This is a genomic window from Sinomonas sp. ASV486 (assembly GCF_030908215.1).
Classification (GTDB): domain Bacteria; phylum Actinomycetota; class Actinomycetes; order Actinomycetales; family Micrococcaceae; genus Sinomonas; species Sinomonas puerhi.
The window spans coordinates 78,043-96,910 of record NZ_JAVFJK010000004.1 but is presented as its reverse complement, the minus strand read 5'-3'; the positions used below and the strand labels follow the sequence as shown (position 1 = coordinate 96,910).

Annotated in this window: 17 protein-coding genes; 7 read left to right on the top strand and 10 right to left on the bottom strand. The window is 70.5% G+C overall.

Going from position 1 to position 18,868, the window contains the following annotated elements:
• Positions 1-81: 81 nt before the first annotated feature.
• Complete coding sequence (locus RBS60_RS07010; RefSeq protein ID WP_307956826.1) at positions 82-1,311, bottom strand: hypothetical protein; 1,230 nt, start codon at positions 1,309-1,311, stop codon at positions 82-84.
• A gap of 168 nt (positions 1,312-1,479) precedes the next feature.
• On the opposite strand from RBS60_RS07010, the gene RBS60_RS07005 reads away from it, so the two are divergent.
• The 3 genes from RBS60_RS07005 to mctP all read left to right on the top strand — a co-directional run bounded on the left by RBS60_RS07005 (position 1,480) and on the right by mctP (position 5,020).
• Positions 1,480-2,898, top strand: a complete 1,419-nt coding sequence (locus RBS60_RS07005; protein WP_307956825.1) for a serine hydrolase domain-containing protein — start codon at positions 1,480-1,482, stop codon at positions 2,896-2,898.
• Positions 2,899-3,017: 119 nt separating this feature from the next.
• Positions 3,018-3,362, top strand: a complete 345-nt coding sequence (locus tag RBS60_RS07000; RefSeq protein ID WP_307956824.1) for a DUF3311 domain-containing protein — start codon at positions 3,018-3,020, stop codon at positions 3,360-3,362.
• A complete protein-coding gene (gene mctP / locus RBS60_RS06995) occupies positions 3,359-5,020 on the top strand; it encodes a monocarboxylate uptake permease MctP (protein WP_307956823.1) in 1,662 nt (553 codons plus the stop codon). Before RBS60_RS07000 ends, mctP begins: the two co-directional genes overlap by 4 nt.
• Before the next feature lie 64 nt (positions 5,021-5,084).
• Here mctP and RBS60_RS06990 read toward each other — a convergent pair whose 3' ends face one another.
• The 3 genes from RBS60_RS06990 to RBS60_RS06980 all read right to left on the bottom strand — a co-directional run bounded on the left by RBS60_RS06990 (position 5,085) and on the right by RBS60_RS06980 (position 7,694).
• Positions 5,085-6,242, bottom strand: a complete 1,158-nt coding sequence (locus RBS60_RS06990; RefSeq protein WP_307956822.1) for a DUF6707 family protein — start codon at positions 6,240-6,242, stop codon at positions 5,085-5,087.
• 95 nt (positions 6,243-6,337) lie between these two features.
• Positions 6,338-6,877 carry an NUDIX hydrolase family protein gene (locus RBS60_RS06985; RefSeq protein ID WP_307956821.1) on the bottom strand — a complete coding sequence of 180 codons (540 nt, stop codon included), beginning with the start codon at positions 6,875-6,877 and terminating at the stop codon, positions 6,338-6,340.
• A gap of 10 nt (positions 6,878-6,887) precedes the next feature.
• Positions 6,888-7,694, bottom strand: a complete 807-nt coding sequence (locus RBS60_RS06980; protein WP_307956820.1) for a VOC family protein — start codon at positions 7,692-7,694, stop codon at positions 6,888-6,890.
• Between the two features lie 64 nt (positions 7,695-7,758).
• Between RBS60_RS06980 and RBS60_RS06975 the strand changes: the two genes are divergently transcribed.
• Positions 7,759-8,349: a YdeI/OmpD-associated family protein gene (locus RBS60_RS06975; RefSeq protein ID WP_307956819.1), complete on the top strand. Its 591-nt coding sequence runs from the start codon at positions 7,759-7,761 to the stop codon at positions 8,347-8,349.
• Positions 8,350-8,376: 27 nt separating this feature from the next.
• Here RBS60_RS06975 and RBS60_RS06970 read toward each other — a convergent pair whose 3' ends face one another.
• Positions 8,377-10,368 (bottom strand): glycogen debranching N-terminal domain-containing protein, encoded by a 1,992-nt coding sequence (locus RBS60_RS06970; protein ID WP_307956818.1) that lies wholly within the window; start codon positions 10,366-10,368, stop codon positions 8,377-8,379.
• Between the two features lie 158 nt (positions 10,369-10,526).
• Between RBS60_RS06970 and RBS60_RS06965 the strand changes: the two genes are divergently transcribed.
• Positions 10,527-11,228 (top strand): phosphatase PAP2 family protein, encoded by a 702-nt coding sequence (locus RBS60_RS06965; RefSeq protein ID WP_307956817.1) that lies wholly within the window; start codon positions 10,527-10,529, stop codon positions 11,226-11,228.
• A gap of 96 nt (positions 11,229-11,324) precedes the next feature.
• Positions 11,325-11,609: an acylphosphatase gene (locus tag RBS60_RS06960; protein WP_307957088.1), complete on the top strand. Its 285-nt coding sequence runs from the start codon at positions 11,325-11,327 to the stop codon at positions 11,607-11,609.
• Positions 11,610-11,772: 163 nt separating this feature from the next.
• Here RBS60_RS06960 and RBS60_RS06955 read toward each other — a convergent pair whose 3' ends face one another.
• The 5 genes from RBS60_RS06955 to RBS60_RS06935 form a co-directional block, all read right to left on the bottom strand.
• Entirely contained in the window at positions 11,773-12,567 is a 795-nt protein-coding gene (locus tag RBS60_RS06955) for an MBL fold metallo-hydrolase (RefSeq protein WP_307956816.1), read from the bottom strand.
• A 182-nt stretch (positions 12,568-12,749) separates the two neighbouring features.
• Positions 12,750-13,898 carry an ABC transporter ATP-binding protein gene (locus RBS60_RS06950; protein ID WP_307956815.1) on the bottom strand — a complete coding sequence of 383 codons (1,149 nt, stop codon included), beginning with the start codon at positions 13,896-13,898 and terminating at the stop codon, positions 12,750-12,752.
• The gene (locus tag RBS60_RS06945; protein ID WP_307956814.1) at positions 13,895-15,514 is read right to left on the bottom strand and encodes an iron ABC transporter permease; all 1,620 of its coding nucleotides are present in this window, start codon (positions 15,512-15,514) and stop codon (positions 13,895-13,897) included. Before RBS60_RS06945 ends, RBS60_RS06950 begins: the two co-directional genes overlap by 4 nt.
• A 3-nt stretch (positions 15,515-15,517) precedes the next feature.
• Positions 15,518-16,555, bottom strand: coding sequence for an iron ABC transporter substrate-binding protein (locus RBS60_RS06940; RefSeq protein ID WP_307956813.1), 1,038 nt, complete (start codon positions 16,553-16,555; stop codon positions 15,518-15,520).
• A 210-nt stretch (positions 16,556-16,765) separates the two neighbouring features.
• On the bottom strand, positions 16,766-17,959 hold the full coding sequence (locus RBS60_RS06935) for a glycoside hydrolase family 76 protein (protein ID WP_307956812.1): 1,194 nt from the start codon (positions 17,957-17,959) through the stop codon (positions 16,766-16,768).
• A 98-nt stretch (positions 17,960-18,057) separates the two neighbouring features.
• Here RBS60_RS06935 and RBS60_RS06930 point away from each other — a divergent pair, with 98 nt between their 5' ends.
• Positions 18,058-18,834: a 3-hydroxyacyl-CoA dehydrogenase gene (locus tag RBS60_RS06930; RefSeq protein WP_307956811.1), complete on the top strand. Its 777-nt coding sequence runs from the start codon at positions 18,058-18,060 to the stop codon at positions 18,832-18,834.
• Positions 18,835-18,868: the final 34 nt, after the last annotated feature.

The window sequence follows — 18,868 nt, the reverse complement described above, 5'->3', positions numbered from 1 at the left end:
AGGGGGGCGTGCGGCCACGGCCCAAACCCCCGCACGCCGCCGTGTGCCCGCCCGGGCGGGCACACGCCGTCGTGCGTCGGGCTACTTCAGGGACATGACCGGTTCGCCGTTGACCAGCCCGTTCGCGGAGCGCGTGCAGGCGCCGCCCTTAGGGGCCCCTGAGTTGTATGCCTGGCGCAGGCACGAGCGGAGCGCGAGCTGCCCCCAGTAGTTCGGGTGCAGCGACTCCTGGATGTAGTAGTCGGAGGTCGCCGTGCTGACGGTGCGGATCTGGTTGACCCACTCGGTGCTGTCCACCGCGCCCGTCTGGGTCCAGGAGGTGTAGCCCTTCTCCTCGAGCAGGCCCACGGTGTTCTCGCACAGGCGGCGGCCGGTGAACGTCGAGGCGAGATCCATGGTCTTGACGTTGGCGAGCCCGCTCTGGGTGATGGCGTTGCCAACAGCGTTGTTGATGGTGGGCAGGATCGTTCCGTTGGCGTAGTCGGCGTCGGCGTTCCAGAACCCGCAGCCGCCCGTGTTCTGGCGCGTGTACCCGCTCTGGCTGTAGCGGAAGCCCGTGCTGGTGGGGAGCGGGGACGGGTAGTTCTGGACCATGAGCGTCCACGCGCCGTCTGCATACCCTGCGTTGCGCATGGCCGTGCGGATGTTCTGCATCGCGGCGGCCATCTTCGCGGTGTTGCTGTTAACGGTCGTGGAGCTCATGGCGTTGGCCACGGTGCTGCCGTCCTTGCAGTACGTGGGCCACCAGCTCGGGGACGTGAGGAAGTCGCTCACGCACTCCTGGACGATCCCGCCGAAGTTGAAGTCGTTGCCGCCGATCGAGAACGAGACCATCGTGACGTTGTGCGTCGTGGCGAAGCTCTGCAGCATGAGTGCCTGGCCCTGGTTCCCCGCCGAGCTGTAGAAGTCCAAGCCGGGTTTGAAGTAGCCGTTGGAATCGGTGAACGTCGCGGTCTTCGCGCCGGAGCAGGCAAGGTCCAGTCCGCTCACTCCTCCGCCCAGGTAGACCTCGGCAGAGTGGCTGCGATGGCACCGTGGGATCGTCTCGGCTGTGTTCGCGGCGTTGTCGTAGTACGCCGTGGAGCCGAGAGCATCGGTGTAGGACTCGCTGACGTCCGAGTTGCCGGCCCAGCGGCCCGCCTCGCCGGAGATGTACGAATCGCCCACGGTGACGACCCACGGGCTACCGGAGCCGGGACCGTCCGCGCTTGCGGCGGGGGCGGCCAGGGCCAGACCGCCCGCTGCGAGGCTTCCGGAGGCGAGGGCGACGAGAAGGCGGGCGCGGAGCCCGCGGTGACGGTGCTGCAACATGTACTCCTCTGTACGGTGCCGGCCCCCACCACGAGGCCAAAGCTACCAGCGAGTAGGTGACGTGGGAAGACCTCTCTGTGGGCATGCTGTGCGGCCCTAAAGGTCCGGCACAGAGATCTGCCCTAGGGTGGATTCCCACAGCAGAACAATGCCGGTGCAGGAGGAACCATGGGTCACGGGACGGGTGCGTCACGCCGCACCGGCGGTCTGCGCGACCCCCGGCGCGGGCGCAGGCCGCACCCCCGCCGCCGCCGGCTCGTCGTCACGGCCATCGCCGCGCTCGTGGTGCTCGCCGCAGGGACTGCCGCCTTCGTCGGCATCGGCGCGGAGGAGAATCAGGCGGAAGCGAGCCATCCCGCGCCCGCAGCAGCGTCAGGCGGCCGGGATCTGCCCACGACGCCACCCACGGCGAAGGCTCCGGCGTCGAGGTCGACGAAGCCGAAGTCGGCGAGCCCCGCCCCGTCGAGCCCGACGGCGCCGGCCGGGGCCGCGCCGTCGGCCGCCGGATCCGCCCAGCCCGCGTGGCAGACGATGCCCGCGGCCATCGCGGACGCCGTCGATGCGTACGCCGAGGACCAGGGAGCCGCGGGGATCGCGGTAGCGGTCTCGACCGGCACCGGCGCAACCGCCCAGGCACGCTATCTTGCCACCACCGGCCAGTCCGCGGCGGATACGCCATGGTCCACGGACACGCGTTCGGCATTCCGCAGCATCACGAAGAGCTTCGTCGGAACGGTGGTGCTTCAGCTGGTCGGCGAGGGGAAGCTTGGCCTCGATGACCCGGTGTCGACATTCGTCCCGTCCGTCGCACAGGTCCAGTACGACGGCGCCGCGGCGGGCGGCCAGATCACCGTCCGCGAGGCGCTCGAGATGCGCACGGGCCTCACGGAGTTCTCGGGCACCCAGGAGTTCTCGGACCAGCTCGACGCCGACTACACTCGCGCGTTCACCGACGACGAGCTCCTCGGCTATGCCTTCGACGAGCCCCTCGACTTCGCCCCGGGCACCCAGTACGCGTACAGCAACACGAACTACGTGCTTCTGGGTGCGATCATCCAGTCCATCACCGGACAGCCCTGGGACCAGGCCGTCCAGTCACGGATCCTCGGCCCGCTCGGGCTGACCTCGGTTGCCTACTCCGGCTCGGCGCAGCCCGCTGCGCCCGTTGCGACCCCGTACGAGTTCAGCGACGCCGGACTCGAGAGCCTCGCGCAGGTGAGCCCGTCCCTGTACGGTGCCTCGGGCGGGTACTTCGGGACCATCGGGGACCTGCTCTCCTGGGGGCGTGCGCTCGGCTCGGGTGCCCTCGTGACGCCCGCGCTTCAGCAGGCCCGGTTCACGGCCGTCTCGGACCCCGAGACCGAGGACCCCGGCAGCCCCGACTACAGCGGCTACGGCCTCGCCGCCGGCACGATCGACGGCTGGTGGGGGCACACGGGCACAGGCCTCGGCTACGAGTCGCTGACCATGTACAACCCGGCCACGGGCATGACCATCTCCATCCTCATCAATACCCAGCTCCCCAATCCCAACGGGCCGGCGGTCCTCTTCAAGCAGCTCGAGCAGAGCCTTGCGGCTCTGAGCTAGCGACCCCTTCCGGACGGGGCTGTCCTGAGGTACAAATTCCACGGGGGACATTTGGACCTCCGCCCAGTCGCTGGCCCACTCATGGTCCAGAGGCCGGACGGGACGATCAGGAGGATTCCTTGTCCGATCTCAACGCGCCCACACGGGACACACCCACCCGCGGGCCCGCCCGGCCCGCGCCGTACGTCATCGCGGCCATCCTGCTGGCGGCCGCCATCGTGCTCCCGCTCATGCCGCAGCTGTATTCGTTCGACAAGCCGCGCTTGGGCGGCCTGCCGTTCTTCTACTGGTACCAGCTGCTCTGGGTGCCGATATCCGCGGCGCTGAGCGGGGTCGCCTACTGGCTCGTGACCGCTGAGGACCGACGACGGCGCTCAGCAGCCCGACCTGGCTCGCCGGGAGCGGGCGGCGGCAGGCCGACGTCGTCCGGCGGAGCCGACGGGACGGCAGGTGACGCGCGATGAGCAGCCGTCCGATCGACTGGGTCGCGCTCATCGTCGTGATCCTGCTGTTCCTGATCGTGGCCGTCATGGGCTTCATGGCCGCGCGCTGGCGCCGGTCCAAGGAAGAGACTGGCCTTCACAGCCTCGACGAGTGGGGCCTCGGCGGCCGCGGCTTCGGGACGTGGATCACGTGGTTCCTGCTCGGCGGCGACCTCTACACGGCGTACACGTTCGTGGCCGTTCCCGCTGCGATGTGGGCCACGGGATCCGTGAGCGGCTTCTTCGCCGTGCCGTACACGATCGTCCTGTACCCGATCATCTTCATCATCATGAGCAGGCTCTGGTCGGTCTCCCACCGGCACGGGTACGTGACGAGCGCGGACTTCGTGGGCGGGCGCTACGGGAGCCGCTGGCTCTCCCTCGCCGTCGCCGTGACGGGCATTGTGGCGACCATGCCGTACATCGCCCTCCAGCTCGTGGGCATCAAGGCCGTCCTGACGGTGCTCGGCCTCGGCAGCCCCGACAACGCCTTCCTCACTGACCTGCCGCTCATCATCGCGTTCGTGGTCCTCGCCGCGTACACGTACACGTCTGGCCTGCGGGCTCCGGCGATGATCGCGGTGGTCAAGGACCTGCTGATCTACCTCGCGGTGATCGTGGCCGTGATCTACCTGCCGATCAAGTTCGGTGGCTGGGACTCGATCTTCGGCGCCGCGCAGACCAAGCTCGGCACGGTCAGCCAGGCCACGGGCAAGCCGGCTGGCGTCTTCATCCCGTCCGAGGGCAATTACTCGGCCTACTGGACCCTCGCACTGGGCTCTGCGATGGCGCTGTTCATGTACCCGCACTCGGTCACGGGCGTGCTCGCGTCGAAGGCCCGCAACACGATCCGCCGCAACGCCGCGATCCTGCCGCTGTACTCGCTCATGCTCGGGTTCCTCGCGCTCCTCGGCTTCGTGGCCATCAAGGCCGGGACCAAGCCGATCGACCTCGACGGCAAGACCAACCCGCAGCTCGTGGTGCCTCAGCTGTTCCTGGACCATTTCCCCTCGTGGTTCGCAGGGATCGCGCTGGCGGCCATTGCGATCGGCGCGCTCGTGCCGGCAGCCATCATGTCGATCGCCGCCGCGAATCTGTTCACCCGCAACATCTATCGTGATTTCTTCAAACCCGACGCCGATCCCAAGACTGAGGCGAACATCTCCAAGATCGTCTCGCTCGTGGTCAAGGTCGGGGCGCTCGTCTTCGTCATTGCGATGGACCAGTCCGCAGCGATCAACATGCAGCTCCTGGGCGGCATCTGGATCCTCCAGACGTTCCCTGCGGTGGTCGCGGGCCTGTACACGCGGTGGTTCGACCGCTGGGCGCTCCTCATCGGGTGGGCCGTGGGCATCGCGTTCGGAACGCTCTCTGCGTACAACGTGGTCAATCCGGCCACCGGCGCCCACTTCGGCGGTTCCGTCGCGGCCATTCCGGGGACGAGCTTCAGCGTCTACATCGCCGTGACGGCGTTCGCGCTGAACCTCATCGTCGCATTGGTCCTGACGCTCGTCTTCCGGGCGCTCAAGGTGCCGCAGGGCGTCGACGCGACCCGCCCGTCCGATTTCGGCGCCGACGAGACGGACCCCAAGGTCCGCCAGATCGAGGCCACGGCCGGACCGACGGGGCCCGTCGCCTAGAAGCACGACGCCGGGGGCGGGCCGAGCCGGTCCGCCCCCCGGCGTCGTCGGCGCCACGTGGGGGTCACGCGCGGATGGCGCCGAGCTCCACCTCGATGCGGCGGTCGAGCTCGTCCTGGGCGAACGCCCTCGAGCCGCCATGCGCACGTAGGTGGAGGAGGCTCGAGAGCCGGAGGATGCGCCACGCGCGCTCCTCTGCGTGGTCCTTGGACGCGACGGCCCGGTCCACTTCGCTGTCGTACAGATTGGGCTCATTGAGGGCCCGCTCACGCACCCGCTCCGCCATCTTGGCGCGGAAGGGATCCGTCTCGGCGGTGTCCGGCGCTCGCAGGAGCCCGCCGTAGGCCTCGGCCCGTCCGTCGTCGCCGGTGGCGCGGGCCAGATGCGACGCGAGCCCGAGGGCCGACTCGATCGACGCCCAACGCGCTGGGTTCCCGTCGTACGGCAGGACGGCCAGCAGATCGGCGACCTTGAGCGCCCGGTCGGCGTCGTCCTGGCCCACGTACAGCTCGAAGGCGAGGTCGCGGAGGTTCTTGAGGCACGCGCCCGACTTGACGTTGATGCCCCTCGCGAGCCGCCCGGCGAGCTCGTTGACCGCTTGTCTGCCCGGATGGGCCTGGTCGATGTCGCGGATGAGGTCTTCGGGCTCGCCGTCCTGTGCCGGGATACGGGTGAGGAGGTCCGGGCTGGGCCCGCTGAGCCCGGCTGGGGCGGTGCCGGGGACAATCACGACGTCGCCCGTGTCCAGGGTGATCTCGGACGGGCCGCGGCGCGGGGCCCGGGGAACGGCGACAGGATCCTTGGGGGCCGGGTCCGCATTCGGCTGGGTCGGGACGCCGGGTGCGGGGGCCGCGCCGGGTCCCGGGCCCGAGCCGGTGCCCGGCGAGGCAGCAGCGGTACCGGCGGACGCGCCGTCGTCCGCGTCTCCACGAGCGGAAGCGGGCGGCCCGGAGAAGAGCAGGTCCGCCGGGCGGGCAGCTTTGCCGCGACTGACCTTGACGCGCGTCCCGTGCGCGACCCGCAGGTTCATGTCGTTGTCGAGGACGGCGAAGTACAGGGCCGGTTGTTCGAAGTCGTCCAGCACGGTGTCCACCTCGACGATCTCGGCGCTGTCCTCGCCGTCGGGCAGGAGAAGGCGCTGTCCCGCCCTGAGCTCGTGGGCGTCGATCTCGTGGAACTCATGGGTTCCGGGCCGCTCGTGCGGCCCCGAGCTGTCGTGCATCTGGGGTCCTCCGTGGTGGCTTCGGTCCCGACTACCTTATAAACAATTGGTAACGGTCGGGGTCAGGCGCGCGGTACCGGACTCGGACGGGGCCACTAACCGGCGATGCCGGCGAACGCGAGCGCCTGCCGCACGAGCTCACCGCGGCCCCCCACGAACTCCATCTGGACGGGCCCCCCGAGGACCTCCGCGGGCGACATCCAGGTGAGCTCGAGCGCGTCCTGGCGTGGCTGGCACTCGCCGGCCACGGGGATCACGTAGGCGAGGGAGACGGCGTGCTGACGCTCGTCCGTGAAGCCCGTCTGCGACGGCGACGGGAAGTACTCGACGACGGTGAACGGTACCGGGCTGACCGGCAGCTGCGGGAGCGCGAGCGGGCCGAGGTCCTTCTCGATGTGGCGCAGGAGGGCAGCGCGGATCGTCTCCTTGTACAGGACGCGACCCGAGACGAGGCTGCGCATCATGTTGCCCTCAGTATCGGCCTGCAGCAGGAGCCCGACCTCGTTGACGTAGCCGAGCGGATCGAGGCGCACGGGCAGCGCTTCGACGTAGAGCATGGGCAGCCGGTTCCGCGCCTCGTAGAGGTCCTCCGGGGAGAGCCAGCCGGGATACGGGTCGGGGGTTCGAACTGCCATGCTTACTGTTCTACCGCATCCGGGCCCGCTCTGGGCCGCCCGTGGTCAGGATCGTGACGGCGCTCCCGTCCGGCAGCGGTACTGTGACGCGCACGACGCCGCCGGATCGCCCGGGGGAGAGGCTCGCCTCCTGCTCCTCCCGCCCCGTCTCCGTCTCGGGTACGGATCTCGCTGCGGATTCGGCATCTCGGGTACGCCCAGCCTCCGTGTCCATGCGCCATCCGGCCAGGGCGAGGCGGGGCTGGAGCTCCTTCGCTGGGCCGGCGTACTCGAAGGCGAGGCTCACCGAGGTCGCGGCGTCGCGGACTGCGGCGAGCACCCCTCCGTTCTTGGCGGTGAACTCCCGCGACTCGCCGGGTCCCAGCATGCTGTGGGGCCGCGGTCGGCCGCCGATCGCGGCGAGCGCGGCCGCCGCGCGCTCGAGGTCCGGGGTGTGCCATTCGAGCCGAACCGTCAGGTCCGGGTCGGCATCGGTGTACCGGCCGGCGTGCGCCGTTGGCTCTGCGAGGAACTCGAAGCCGTCCGGCCCAGTGATCCTGACCCGAGCGCCAGCCGGGGTCTCCTCGAGGGCTGCCTGGCCGCCGTCCTGCGCGGTGCGGCGCGCGAACTCCGCCGGGTCGCGGATCTCGACACCGAACACCGTGGTCCCATCCCGGGCCGAGCCCTTCTCGGCCGACCGGAGGCGCACGCGCCCACTGCGCGAGTCGAGGACGGCCCACCCCTCTCCCTCCTCCGCGGGCACGAGCCCGAGGTCCAGCAGGAGCCGGCGCAGGTCCGGCAGGGCCGATGTGTAGCGGGTGGGAAGAACGCGGAGCATGGCTCTCCTTTCGGTGTGGCTCCATGGTTGCGCGTGCGGGGCTGCGCGGGGAAGGCTTGGGTGCATGGCTCCCGAGCTCCCCGAACTCCTCGTCGCCGACGCCGCGGAATGGCGCAGCTGGCTCGCCGAGAACCACGCCGACAGTCGCGGTGTATGGCTCGTGCTGCACAAGAAGGGCGGCACGGTGACCGGGCTGCAGTACGAGCCGGCCGTGCTCGAGGCGCTGTGCTTCGGCTGGATCGACGGGCAGCTGCGCGCCCGAGACGCCGAGAGCTCCGCGATCCGCTTCACGCCACGCTCGCGGACGAGCAGGTGGTCCCAGTCCAATGTGGACCGCGTAGGGCGCCTCGAAGCGGAGGGGCGCATGACGCCGGCCGGGCGCGCCGCCGTCGACGCAGCCAAGTCCGACGGGCGGTGGGAGCTCGCGTACGCCGGCGCCGCCGCCGCGGAGACGCCCGCGGACCTGGCCGCCGCGATCGCGGCCGTGCCGGAGGCGCAGGCGATGTTCGATGTCCTCACGTCGACGAATCGCTTTGCCCTCATCTACCGGACCACGTCGGTCAAGAAGCCCGAGACGCGGGCGCGCAAGATCGCCGAGTACGTCGACATGCTCGCCCGGCACGAGACCATCTACCCGCAGAAGCGGAGGCCCTGACCGGACACCCGCCCCCCGGGTTGAGGGTCAGGAGACGAGCGCCTGGGCCACGACGACGGCCGACGCCGCGCTCCACGCCTGCGGCCGGCACGCCGCCGGGTACGCGAGGGCCCGATCGGACTCGTCGGACCCGACCCCCGAGAACAGCTCCGGCAGCGATCCGCCGAAGGACTCCGCTGCCCGAACGAGGGCCCGCGCCACATGGGACGCCTCGCTCCGGAACCCGTCCGCAAGCATGCCCCGTACCGCGATGGCCGTGTCGTGCGACCACACCGACCCGCAGTGGTAGCTCAGGGGCCAGTAGCCCGCGGCGGCCGTGGTGAGGGTGCGGATCCCGAAGCCGCTGAAGAGTTTGGGCCCCACCAGCCGGTCGACGACGATCCTGGCCTCATCGGCGTCGAGCAGCCCGGTGCCCAGGAGATGGCCCATATTGGAGCCGGGCGAATCGAGGGGAGTGCCGCCGCCGTCGAGCGCCATCGCCGGGAACTTCCCCTCGGCGTCGTCCACCCAGAACGCCTCGCGGAAGCGCTCCCGCAGGTCGGCCGCGAACTGCCGCAGGGCAGAGGACTGCTCCCGAAGGCCCTGTCCGCCGCCGGGCTGGCGCAGCTCGTCGAACAGGTCTGCAGCCTCGAGCGCGGCCTGGTAGGCGTACCCCTGGACTTCCGCGAGCGCGATTGGCCCGTCGGCCCGCCTCCCGTCGAGGAACTGCATCGCGTCCGCCGAGTCCTTCCAGCCCTGATTGCTGAGCCCATGGCCGGACTCGTCGCGGTACGCGAGGAAGCCGCGCGGACCCGTGGCCGCGCCGAGGAGCCAGTCCGCTGCGCGCTGCGAGGCCGGCAGGAGGGCCCGCACCGCGTCCGGCGCCCGGCCTGTGCGCCAGAGCTCGCCGAGGAGGCACAGCCACAGGGCCGTCGCATCGACGGTGCCGTAGTACACGGGCGGGAGCCGCAGCTGGTCCCCGCCCGGCCCATGGCTGACCACGAGCTCGCGGGCCCTGATCTCGTGCGGGATCTTCCCCGGCTCTTCAGCGGAGTCCACGTCGCCCTGCTTCCCCTGGTACGCCGCCAGCGCCCGCAGCGTCCCGGCAGCGAGCGCTGAGTCCCGCGGCAGCATGAGCCGAGCAGCCCACAGGGAGTCGCGCCCGAACAGCGTGAAATACCACGGTGCACCCGCTGCGAGGAAGGGCGCGTCGGGCGCGCGGTCCGAGACGAGCCGGAGTCCCGCAAGTTGGGTGAGCGAGGTGGCGAGCAGGCCGCCGACGGCTCCCCGCGGTGCCTCGTCGTTCGCCTGACCCGCCGCATCGTGGTCTTGGGCCGCACGCACGATCGCGCCCGCGTCCTCGAGCGCGGCCGTCCACTCCGCACGGAACGGCTCCCCGCGGCCCAGCGTCGCGGACCAGACGAGGGAGGGGTGGCCGGACGGGAACCCGTCCGTGTCGTCCTCATCCCGCTCGATCGCGGTCACGATACGCGCTCGGGGCGTCGCGGCGGTGACCACGACGGACCTTCCGTCCGCCGCCCAGACGAGCCGCGCGGCGTCGTGCGCGCCATCGACGGGATGGTGCTCGGGCTCCACACGGTCAGTACGGCGGCCCACCCGCACGGCGTCCATCGTGGCGAAGTCCGCGCTCAGATGCACGGCCAACGTGCAGTCAACGCGGGGGAGGGAAGTGGTGAGCTCGATCCGGTGCCGCACGGTGCCGGGTTCTGTATCCCAGGTCTGGACCACCCGGACGGCTGGGTCGAGCGTCTCGCCCGCGATGTTGCGCGCGAGTCCGTCCACCGTGATCCGACCGCCCCGCACGGATACGCCCACGGATTCGGGCTCGGCACCGTCCACTGTCACGAGCGCACGGTCGAGGAGGCGGGTGTCTGCGTGGAAGACACCCGTGAGCCCTACAGGGTCCGGCGCGAGGCGCCCGTCGCTGCCGAGCCAGAGTTGCGACGGCGCGGCCACGGCCACGTGCTGGCGGTGGAGGGAGGGCTGGAGGGGCTGGGAAGGCTTGAGGGGCTCGTCCATGCCGCCACGGTACCGCCGGGTGCCCGGATCCGATAGGCCGGGATTTCCTGTCTGCGTGCTTGGCCGGGCGGCCGTGGGAGGGGATCTGGGAGGCGGTTCCCAGCGAGTGCAGAGGATTCTCACGGGACGCTCCAACGTGCCTGCGCGAAACTTAGAGGATGCTCCACGTCACCGCGTCCACACGCCGTGCGGCTGCCGCCGTGCTGGCCACGGTGGGCGTTGTCGTGTTCGGGTGGCTCCTCGAGTCCGTGGCAGGCGACTGGGGACTGGCAGACCTCGACTGGCCGGTCCTGAAGGGGCTCGCTGCACACCGGGGTCCCACGGCCACCGCGTGGGCACAGGCCCTGCACGCGGGGTCGGGGCCCGTGGCCACGCTCGCCTTGGCCGGGATCGTTGCGGCCGTGTGGGCGGTGGTGGGACGGGAGCTGAGGCGCCCGGCGCTCCTGCTCGGTGCCCCGCTCGTTGACCTGGCTCTCGTCACCGCTGTCCGTTACTGGGTGGAGCGTGAACGGCCGCCGGCGTGGTTCGACGCCGTGGGCGGGACGGGCGGTCCGGCGTTCCCCTCGGTCCATACCTCGGTAGTGCTCACGCTGCTGTTCGTGGCGCTCTACCTCGCCTACTCGCGGCGCGAGAGCCCGCGGGGGCTCGTGGTGGGCGTGCTCGTCGCGGGAGTGCTCGTCATGGCGGTTGCCGCGAGCGACCTGTACCTCGGCCGGCATTGGCTGACGGACATCGTCGCGTCCGGGGCTCTCAGCGCGATCGTGCTGGCTGGGGCCGTGTGGATCGACTCGCATTCGCGGCTCGGCTCGGACACGGCAGCCGCGGACGTGGCGCACCCCAGGGCCTCGGCGGACACTTGAGGCATGCCGATCTTCCGCCGCCACCGGACGCACGGAGACGCCGGGCCGCGTGGGGCCGCCCCTCCGTCTGACGCCGACGCGTCCGGAAGTGGCGCCTTGCCCGATGCCCCCGCGGCACGGCTGCGGGCGAGAGTCACAGGAATGGTGCAGGGGGTCGGCTTCCGCTACTGGACGCTTGCGGAGGCCGAGAAGCGTGCCCTCGTGGGCTCTGCCGGGAACATGCCCGACGGCACTGTCGAGGTCATTGCCGAGGGATCGCGTGCGGATGTTGAATCGATGCTTGCCTGGCTGCGTTCAGGCGGGACGCCCGGTCGGGTTGACAGCGTCGAAGCGACGATCGCGCCCGCGACCGGCGAGTTCACAGAGTTCAGCCTGTTCTGACGCGCTGTCGTGTTCCGTCGTCGTGCCCCGCGGGCGGTCCCGCCAGACACAACTCGTGGCCTGTTCGTGCCTGTAGGGTCCGGTTTCCTGCGTGAATTGTGCCCGGCGGGACGCGACGCGCCAGTTTCCTGCGTGAATTGTGCCCGGCGGCAGGCGACGCGGGCTACGCCCAGCCGCGCAGGTAGTCGAGCTGCGCCGCGACAGAGGTTTCGGCGGCACGGCGCACGCTCGGATCGATGTCCGTGTACACGGCATCGGTCACGTCGGCGACAGCCGCGTCCGGGCCGAGCCGCTCGAGCGCCGCACGCACCTGGTCCAGCCGCTCCCCGCGGTGCGCCGCGTACGCTCGGGCGATGGCGCTGAGGTCCGGCAGTACCGGGCCATGCGCTGGCAGGACCGTCGCCGGGCCCAGGGCCTCGAGCCGGCGCAGCGAATCGAGGTAGTCGCCGAGCCGGCCGTCGGGGAAGGCGAGCACCGTGGTCCCGCGGCCGAGGATCGTGTCACCCGTCAGGACTGAGCCGTGCTCGCCGTCATCGGGCAGGTGCAGGGAGACCGAGTCCGCGGTGTGCCCGGGGGTGGCGAGGACTTCGATCCGCACGCCCGCGGCGTCGATGCGCTCTCCGTCGTCCAGCGGGTCTGCGCCCAGGCACAGGGCTGCGTCCCGCGCGCGGACGGGTGCGCCTGTCATGCGGTGGAATTCCTCGGCGGCCTCTGTGTGGTCCACGTGGTGGTGCGTGAGGATGACGAGTTCGACGCGCCCCGTCGCTGCGAGCTCGGCGAGGTGCTTGTCGTCGAGCGGCCCCGGGTCCACCACGACGACCGATGTCGAGCCCGGCCTCGCGATGACGTACGAGTTGGTCCCGTCGAGGCTCATCGGTCCTGGGTTCGGCGCGAGCCTGTAGCGGGTCAGAGCGGAGCTCGCGACCCAGCGCGTGGCGGGGGTGACGTCGTCGGCCATGGCCTCAGCCTAGCTCGGGCGCGACGGCGTCTGCTCGCCCCGGGTGTGGGCGGAGATGGGGGTTGGGAGGGGCGGGTGCCGATGCGGGGGTCCGCTGCGGATGCGGGGGGCGGGTGCCGATGCGGGGGTCCGCTGCGGATGCGGGGGCCTGGGCCGGCGTCGAGCGACGAGACGCGAGGGGGTCAGTCGGCGGGGAAGGCGACACCCTCGCCGATGACCTTGAGCGCGAGGTCCATCCCAGCCCGAGCCATCGCGGCGTTCCAGTGGCGGATCGTGATGACCTCGCCCCCACCGGGGACTCGGGGGTCAGCGGGGCGCTCGGGGAGCTTGATCCGCACGGAGGACTCGGGGCCGAAGTAGTCCCAGTCGAGCACGGTGCCGTGGATGCGCGATTCCTCGGCGATGCGGATCTGCTCGGGGCGCAGCATGATCTGCACGCGTCCCTGCGCGGGCGGCCGGCGCACGGGGACCGCGCCGAGCGAGCACATCGCGAGGGACCCCTCGAGCCACGCGTCGAGGATCACGGCGTCGCCGAGGAACTCCGCGGTGGCGCGGTCTGCCGGCCGTGTGTACACAACGAACGGGTTGCCGATCTGGGCGAGCTTCCCGCCGCGCATGACGGCGACCTGATCGGCGAATGAGAGCGCCTCAGCCTGGTCGTGCGTCACGAGGATGGTCGTGACCTGGGCATCATGCAGGACCTTGCCGATCGCTCGCCGCGTGGCGACGCGGAGGCCGGCGTCGAGTGCGGAGAACGGCTCGTCGAGGAGCATGACGTCCGGTTCGCACGCCATCGCGCGGGCGAGGGCGATTCGCTGCTGCTGCCCGCCCGAGAGCTCGTGCGGGCGGCGCTTGAGGTAGGAGCCGTCGAGGGCCACCATGTCCAGGAGATCCACGACTCGTTCGGTGACGGCCTTCCGCCCGCGGAACCTGTCCCGGTCCAGCCCGAACGCTACGTTCTGCCCCACGGAAAGGTGCGGGAACAGCGCGCCGTCCTGTGCCACGTAGCCGATGTTCCGCTTGTGGGCGGGCACCCACGTTTCCCCGGCGACCTCGCGCCCGTCCATGAGGATCCGCCCGGTGTCCGGGCGCTCGAACCCAGCGATGAGCCGCAGGAGGGTCGTCTTGCCGGACCCGCTCGGACCCACGATCGCGGTTGTCGCGCCGCGCCCCACCGAGAGGTTGATGCCCTTGAGCACCTGCTGGTGGCCGAAGTTCTTCGTCACACCCTCGATGTCAAGGTGATGGTCCGCGGTCAGCGCGATCTGCGGAGCGATGCGCGGCTCCGGGAGGCGGGCCTCGCCGAGGGGAGTGGGGGTCTGTTCGGTCACTGTCCGGCTGCTTTCTTGGACTGCTGGAACAACAGGTACGTCATGGGTGCGGAGAGAGCGATCATCAGGAGCGCGTAGGGTGCTGCGCTCACGTAGTCGATCTCGCTCGAGAGGGACCAGAATTCGGTGGCGAGCGTCTTGGTGCCCAGGGGGGAGAGCAGGAGGGTGGCGGTGAGCTCGTTGACGACGGCGAGGAACGTCAGCGCTGCCCCGCCCGCTGCCGCTGGGGCAGCGAGCCGCAGCGTGACGCGCACGAACGCCATGAACGGCGACTTCCCGAGGGCCCGCGCGGCCTCCTCGAGCTCCTTCGGTGCCTGCGCGAGCCCGGCCCGCAGGTTCACGAGCGCGCGAGGGAGGAACAGCAGCACATAGGCGGCCACGAGGAGCCCCGTGGTCTGGTAGACGGCGGGGATTGCCCGGAGCGAGACCGTGACGAACGCGAGGGCGAGGACGATCCCCGGCATCGAGCTCGTGACGTAGTTGGAGAGCTCGAGCGCCCGCGAGAGCCAGCCTGGGTATCGCACCGCCAGGAACGCGAGGGGGAACGCGACGATCGTGGTCACGATGGCGCCGAGGAGCCCGAACCACAGGCTCGAGCCGAGGGCGCCGGCCAGCTCGCCCGTCCGCCAGACGTCTGGGCCGCCCCGAACGGCCCACGAGACGGTCATCCACACCGGAACGCCCACAGCCAGCACCGCGAGGGCTGCGAGCACGAGCTGGGCTGGGGCCTGCCACGGGCCGAGCGCGAGCCGGGTCGGGAGGGACTGGGCGCCCGAGCCGATGCGCGCATACCGGGCGTTTCCCCGCAGCGACGCCTCCACCACGAGGAACACGAGGCACACCGTGACCAGGACCGAGGCGAGCATGTTGCCCGCGGAGCCGTTGAAGGTCGAGCGGTACTGCTGCATGATCGCCGTCGTGAAGGTGTCGAAGCGGATCATCGCGAAGGCGCCGTACTCCGAGAGCAGGTGCAGCGCGACGAGCAGCGCCCCGCCCGCGACGGCGATGCGCAGCTGCGGCAGCACGACCCGGAAGAACACGCGCCACGTACCTAGACCGAGCGACGCCGCGGACTGCTCGATCGCGGGATCGAGACGTGACAGGGTGGCTGCCACCGGGATGTACACGAGCGGGTAGTACGAGAGCGTGGCGATGAGCACTCCGGAGAAGACCCCATGGAGGCTCGGGACCGCGGACACCCATGCGTAGGAGTTGACGAACGCCGGGATCGCGAGCGGTGCCGCGAGCAGCACCGCCCAGACCTTGTTCCCCTGCAGCGACGTGCGCTCGACGAGCCACGCGCCCCCCACGCCAAGCACGATGCACAGGGGCACCGTGATGAGCGTGAGCAGGAGCGTGTTCCCGAGCAGCTCGAGCGTGCGTGGCCGGAAGAGCAGCGCCGCCGCGGTGTCCCACCCGGTTGTGACCGTCATGTAGGCGACGAATCCGAGCGGGATCAGCGAGGCGGCGGCGACGAGGCACGCGAGCAGGACAACTCCGGCCGGCGGGCGCGGACGCGGCGGGCGGAGGCGCGTGCTCCCGCCCGCCGGCGCGGCCGTCCCGCCCTGGGCCGGGAACCCGGCTGCGGGGGAAGCGGTGTCTGGGGCGGATTCCAAGGTCTAGATCAGGCCTGCTGCCGTCATGAGCTCGTTGACCTTCTTCGAGTTGAGGGTTGCGGGATCGATCTTAGGCGCATTGAGGTCGGTCAGCGGGACAAGCTTCCCGTTGGACGGAACGCCGGATCCGACGGCGTATTCGAAGGACGTGCCGTTCTGCAGCACCGCCTGGCCCGTCTTGCCCGTGACGAACTTGAGGAACTCCTGCGCCGCGGCCTGATTCTTCGAGGACTTCAGCACGCCGCCCCCGGAGACCGAGACGAACGCGCCCGGGTCCTGGTTCTTGAAGTACTCCAGCCCGACGCTCTTGGAGTTCTCGCCGGTCTTGGCCTGGTCGCCGAACCAGTAGTAGTGGTAGATCACGGCGCCGTCGATCTCGCCTGCGTTCACTGCCTTCATGGCGGTCGAGTTGCCCTGGTAGGCCTTCGAGTTGTCCTTCATGGCCTTGAGCCAAGCCGAAGTGGCGGACTCGCCCTTGAGCTGGAGCATCGCTGAGACGATGGCCTGGAAGTCCGCGCCGGACGGCGAGGCGGCCCAGCGGCCCTTCCACTCGGGGTTCGCCAGGTCCATGAGGGACTTGGGGAGCTGGTCCTGGGAGACCTTGTCCTTGTTGTAGGCGAAGACCGTGGAGCGGGCGGCGATGCCGACCCACTTGTTCGTCGACGGACGGTACTCGGCGGGGACCTGGGCGACCGTGGCCGGGTCGATGTCCGTGAACAGCCCCGCGTTCTCGACCTGCGTCATCGCGGGGGAGTTCTCGGTGAGGAACACGTCCGCGGGCGAGTTGGCGCCCTCCTGGACGATCTGGTTGGACATCTCCGTGTCATCGCCCTGCCGGTAGTTGACCTTGATGCCGGTCTCCTTGGTGAAGGCGTCGATCCACTCCTTCGTGAGCGACTCATGCTGGGCGTTGTACACCGTGATGGTGCCACTCGCGGAGCCGGAGGCAGTGCCCGGCGTCGAGGTGCCGCAGGCGGAGAGGCTGAGGGCGGCGGCGCTGGCCATCGCGAGGGCGGCGAGGGCCCGGGTGCGGAGCTTCATGGAGCGTCCCTTTCATGGGTCACAGGATGATGGGCGACGACGCTGCCGGCGTGCGTCGTCTGGTGACGTCACGATTGACTGTAGGTTAGCCACACCTAAGAAACGGCCAATTCCCTCCATAATGTGATTCAAATCATATCAATTACGCAACCTTTGGCTGTGCTAATGGCCGAGGCGCGTCGATGAGGGCCGGTTTCGGTCGGTGATGGGTCAGGCGTCGGTGAGCTGGTGCGCGAACTCGAGGACCATCCACGCCTGCAGCTGCGTCGACAGCTCAACCCGGCTTCCGGGCGGATACTCGTCCGACGCCGCGTGGCCCGGTGTCTGGGGGAAGGTCCAGTAGGTCTCGCCGCGCCGCCTGTCCTTGGGGGCAGGACGCTCCTCAGCACCCGACCACAGGGCCTCCGCCGTGTCGAGGACGAGTCGCTTCGCCGTGCCCCGCGCCGCCGTCGAGAGGCTCGGGGTGACCGCCGCCACGGTGAGGTAGCGGGCGAGGATCCCCATGAAGAGCCCGCCGTCACCGGCACCGTCGCCCCGCAGCGTGCGGCCCCGCGCGCCGTCGTGCGTCTCCCAGCCAACGGTGAGGTGCGTGTCGATGGCCGCGATGAGCGCTTCGGCGCGCGCGAGGTTCGCCGGACCACCGAGGGCCACCAGCGCGCCGAGGACCGGGCCCTGGTTGTAGGTCCAGACGTCCGTCATGAGCTCGGTGGTGCCGTCGCGGTTGAGGTTGATGCCGTCGAGGTAGAGGCCCTGGCCGGGGTCGAAGAGGGTGGCCCCGAGCCAGTCGACGAGCGCCTGGGCGCGCTTCCGCTCGCCCGTGCGCGCGAAGAACAGGGCCGCGGGGGAGGTGGCGGGCGTGTTCTTGAAGATGCGCTTCGTGTTCCAGTACAGCCCGCCGCCGCCGTCGGCCGTGTCCGCCGAGGCGAGCTGCCCACCCAGCACCCGCATGGCCGTGCGGGCATTGCGGAGGCCGCGGTGCCGGATGCGCTCGGTGAGCTGGTCCGCGCGGCCGGCCGCGAGGGCGAGCCATGCCATGTCGTCGTAGAACGCGTTGCGGTATTGGAGGAAGTTGCGGTCCCGGATGCCCCGCAGGAGGTCCCACGCGAGGCGCAGCTCCCGTGGTTCCTCGCTTGAGGGGTCTCTGGCGGTCCGTTGAGGGGTCTCTGGCATCGCGTTGTGGGGTCCCGTGCCGAGCTGTCGCCACGACGCGTCCACGAGGCAGTCCAGATAGTGCGCCTGCCACCAGTAGTGCCACGGGTCCCACGGCCAGCCTACCCTGCGGGCTGGCCGGGCGATGGAGCCGATCCAGGTGCCCGGGACGAAGCCTGCGAGTCGATGGCCGAAGCCCTCGTTGACGCTGTCTGCTGCGGCTTGGGCGCGCTCGGCCCAGGTCGATGGCTGCATGCTGGCCAGCCTAATGACCCTCTTCTGCATCGCCGCTTTACCGTGGTCGCTAGGATGGCTTTCGGTTAGCGCGAATTAACTCGGTCGATGGAGGGGCAATGGAGCTTCAGGGAGCAAGCGCGCTCATCACGGGAGGGGCCTCCGGGCTCGGGGCAGCCACGGCGCGGCGACTGCACGCGGACGGGGCGGCCGTCGTGCTCGTGGACCTGCCCGGCAGCGCAGGCGAAGCGCTCGCGGCCGAGCTCGGGGACCGCGCGTCGTTCGCCCCCGCGGACGTGACCGATGAGGAGCAGGTGCGGGCCGCCGTCGTGCGCGCGGGCGAGCTTGCTCCCCTCCGCGTCGTGGTGAACTGCGCGGGGATCGGGACGCCGGGCAAGGTCCTCGGGCGCGACGGCGCGCTGCCGCTCGAGCAGTTCGAGCGCGTGATCCGCGTGAATCTCGTGGGCACGTTCAACGTGATCCGGCTCGCGGCCGAGGCCATGGTGCTCACCGAGCCCGTGGAGACGGAGCTGGGGGGCCCGGAGCGGGGCGTGATCGTGAACACCGCGTCCGTCGCCGCGTTCGACGGCCAGATCGGCCAGCCTGCGTACGCCGCCTCCAAGGGGGCCGTGCACGCCATGACGCTGCCGATCGCGCGGGAGCTCGCGCGCTCGCTCATCCGCGTGGTCACGATTGCGCCCGGCATCTTCGAGACGCCGATGATGGCCGGTCTGCCCGCGGACGCGCAGGCTTCCCTCGGTCAGCAGGTGCCGCACCCGTCCCGCTTGGGGCGACCCGCCGAGTACGCGAACCTGGTGGCCCACATCGTGGACAACGCGATGCTCAACGGCGAGACGATCCGCCTCGACGGGGCTATCCGGATGGCACCCAAGTAGCCCCCCGGCTTGCTGAGTCCCGATGCGGGGTCAC

Bases quoted from the DNA above. Each gene is read 5' to 3' on its own strand.
- RBS60_RS07010 (WP_307956826.1), bottom strand. From the start codon at position 1,311: ATGTTGCAGCACCGTCACCGCGGGCTCCGCGCCCGCCTTCTCGTCGCC.
- RBS60_RS06955 (WP_307956816.1), bottom strand. From the start codon at position 12,567: ATGGCCGACGACGTCACCCCCGCCACGCGCTGGGTCGCGAGCTCCGCT.
- RBS60_RS06970 (WP_307956818.1), bottom strand. From the start codon at position 10,368: ATGGACGAGCCCCTCAAGCCTTCCCAGCCCCTCCAGCCCTCCCTCCAC.
- RBS60_RS06985 (WP_307956821.1), bottom strand. From the start codon at position 6,877: ATGGCAGTTCGAACCCCCGACCCGTATCCCGGCTGGCTCTCCCCGGAG.
- RBS60_RS07005 (WP_307956825.1), top strand. From the start codon at position 1,480: ATGGGTCACGGGACGGGTGCGTCACGCCGCACCGGCGGTCTGCGCGAC.
- RBS60_RS06965 (WP_307956817.1), top strand. From the start codon at position 10,527: ATGCTCCACGTCACCGCGTCCACACGCCGTGCGGCTGCCGCCGTGCTG.
- RBS60_RS06975 (WP_307956819.1), top strand. From the start codon at position 7,759: ATGGCTCCCGAGCTCCCCGAACTCCTCGTCGCCGACGCCGCGGAATGG.
- RBS60_RS06990 (WP_307956822.1), bottom strand. From the start codon at position 6,242: ATGCACGACAGCTCGGGGCCGCACGAGCGGCCCGGAACCCATGAGTTC.
- RBS60_RS06930 (WP_307956811.1), top strand. From the start codon at position 18,058: ATGGAGCTTCAGGGAGCAAGCGCGCTCATCACGGGAGGGGCCTCCGGG.
- RBS60_RS06935 (WP_307956812.1), bottom strand. From the start codon at position 17,959: ATGCAGCCATCGACCTGGGCCGAGCGCGCCCAAGCCGCAGCAGACAGC.
- RBS60_RS06940 (WP_307956813.1), bottom strand. From the start codon at position 16,555: ATGAAGCTCCGCACCCGGGCCCTCGCCGCCCTCGCGATGGCCAGCGCC.
- RBS60_RS06980 (WP_307956820.1), bottom strand. From the start codon at position 7,694: ATGCTCCGCGTTCTTCCCACCCGCTACACATCGGCCCTGCCGGACCTG.
- mctP (WP_307956823.1), top strand. From the start codon at position 3,359: ATGAGCAGCCGTCCGATCGACTGGGTCGCGCTCATCGTCGTGATCCTG.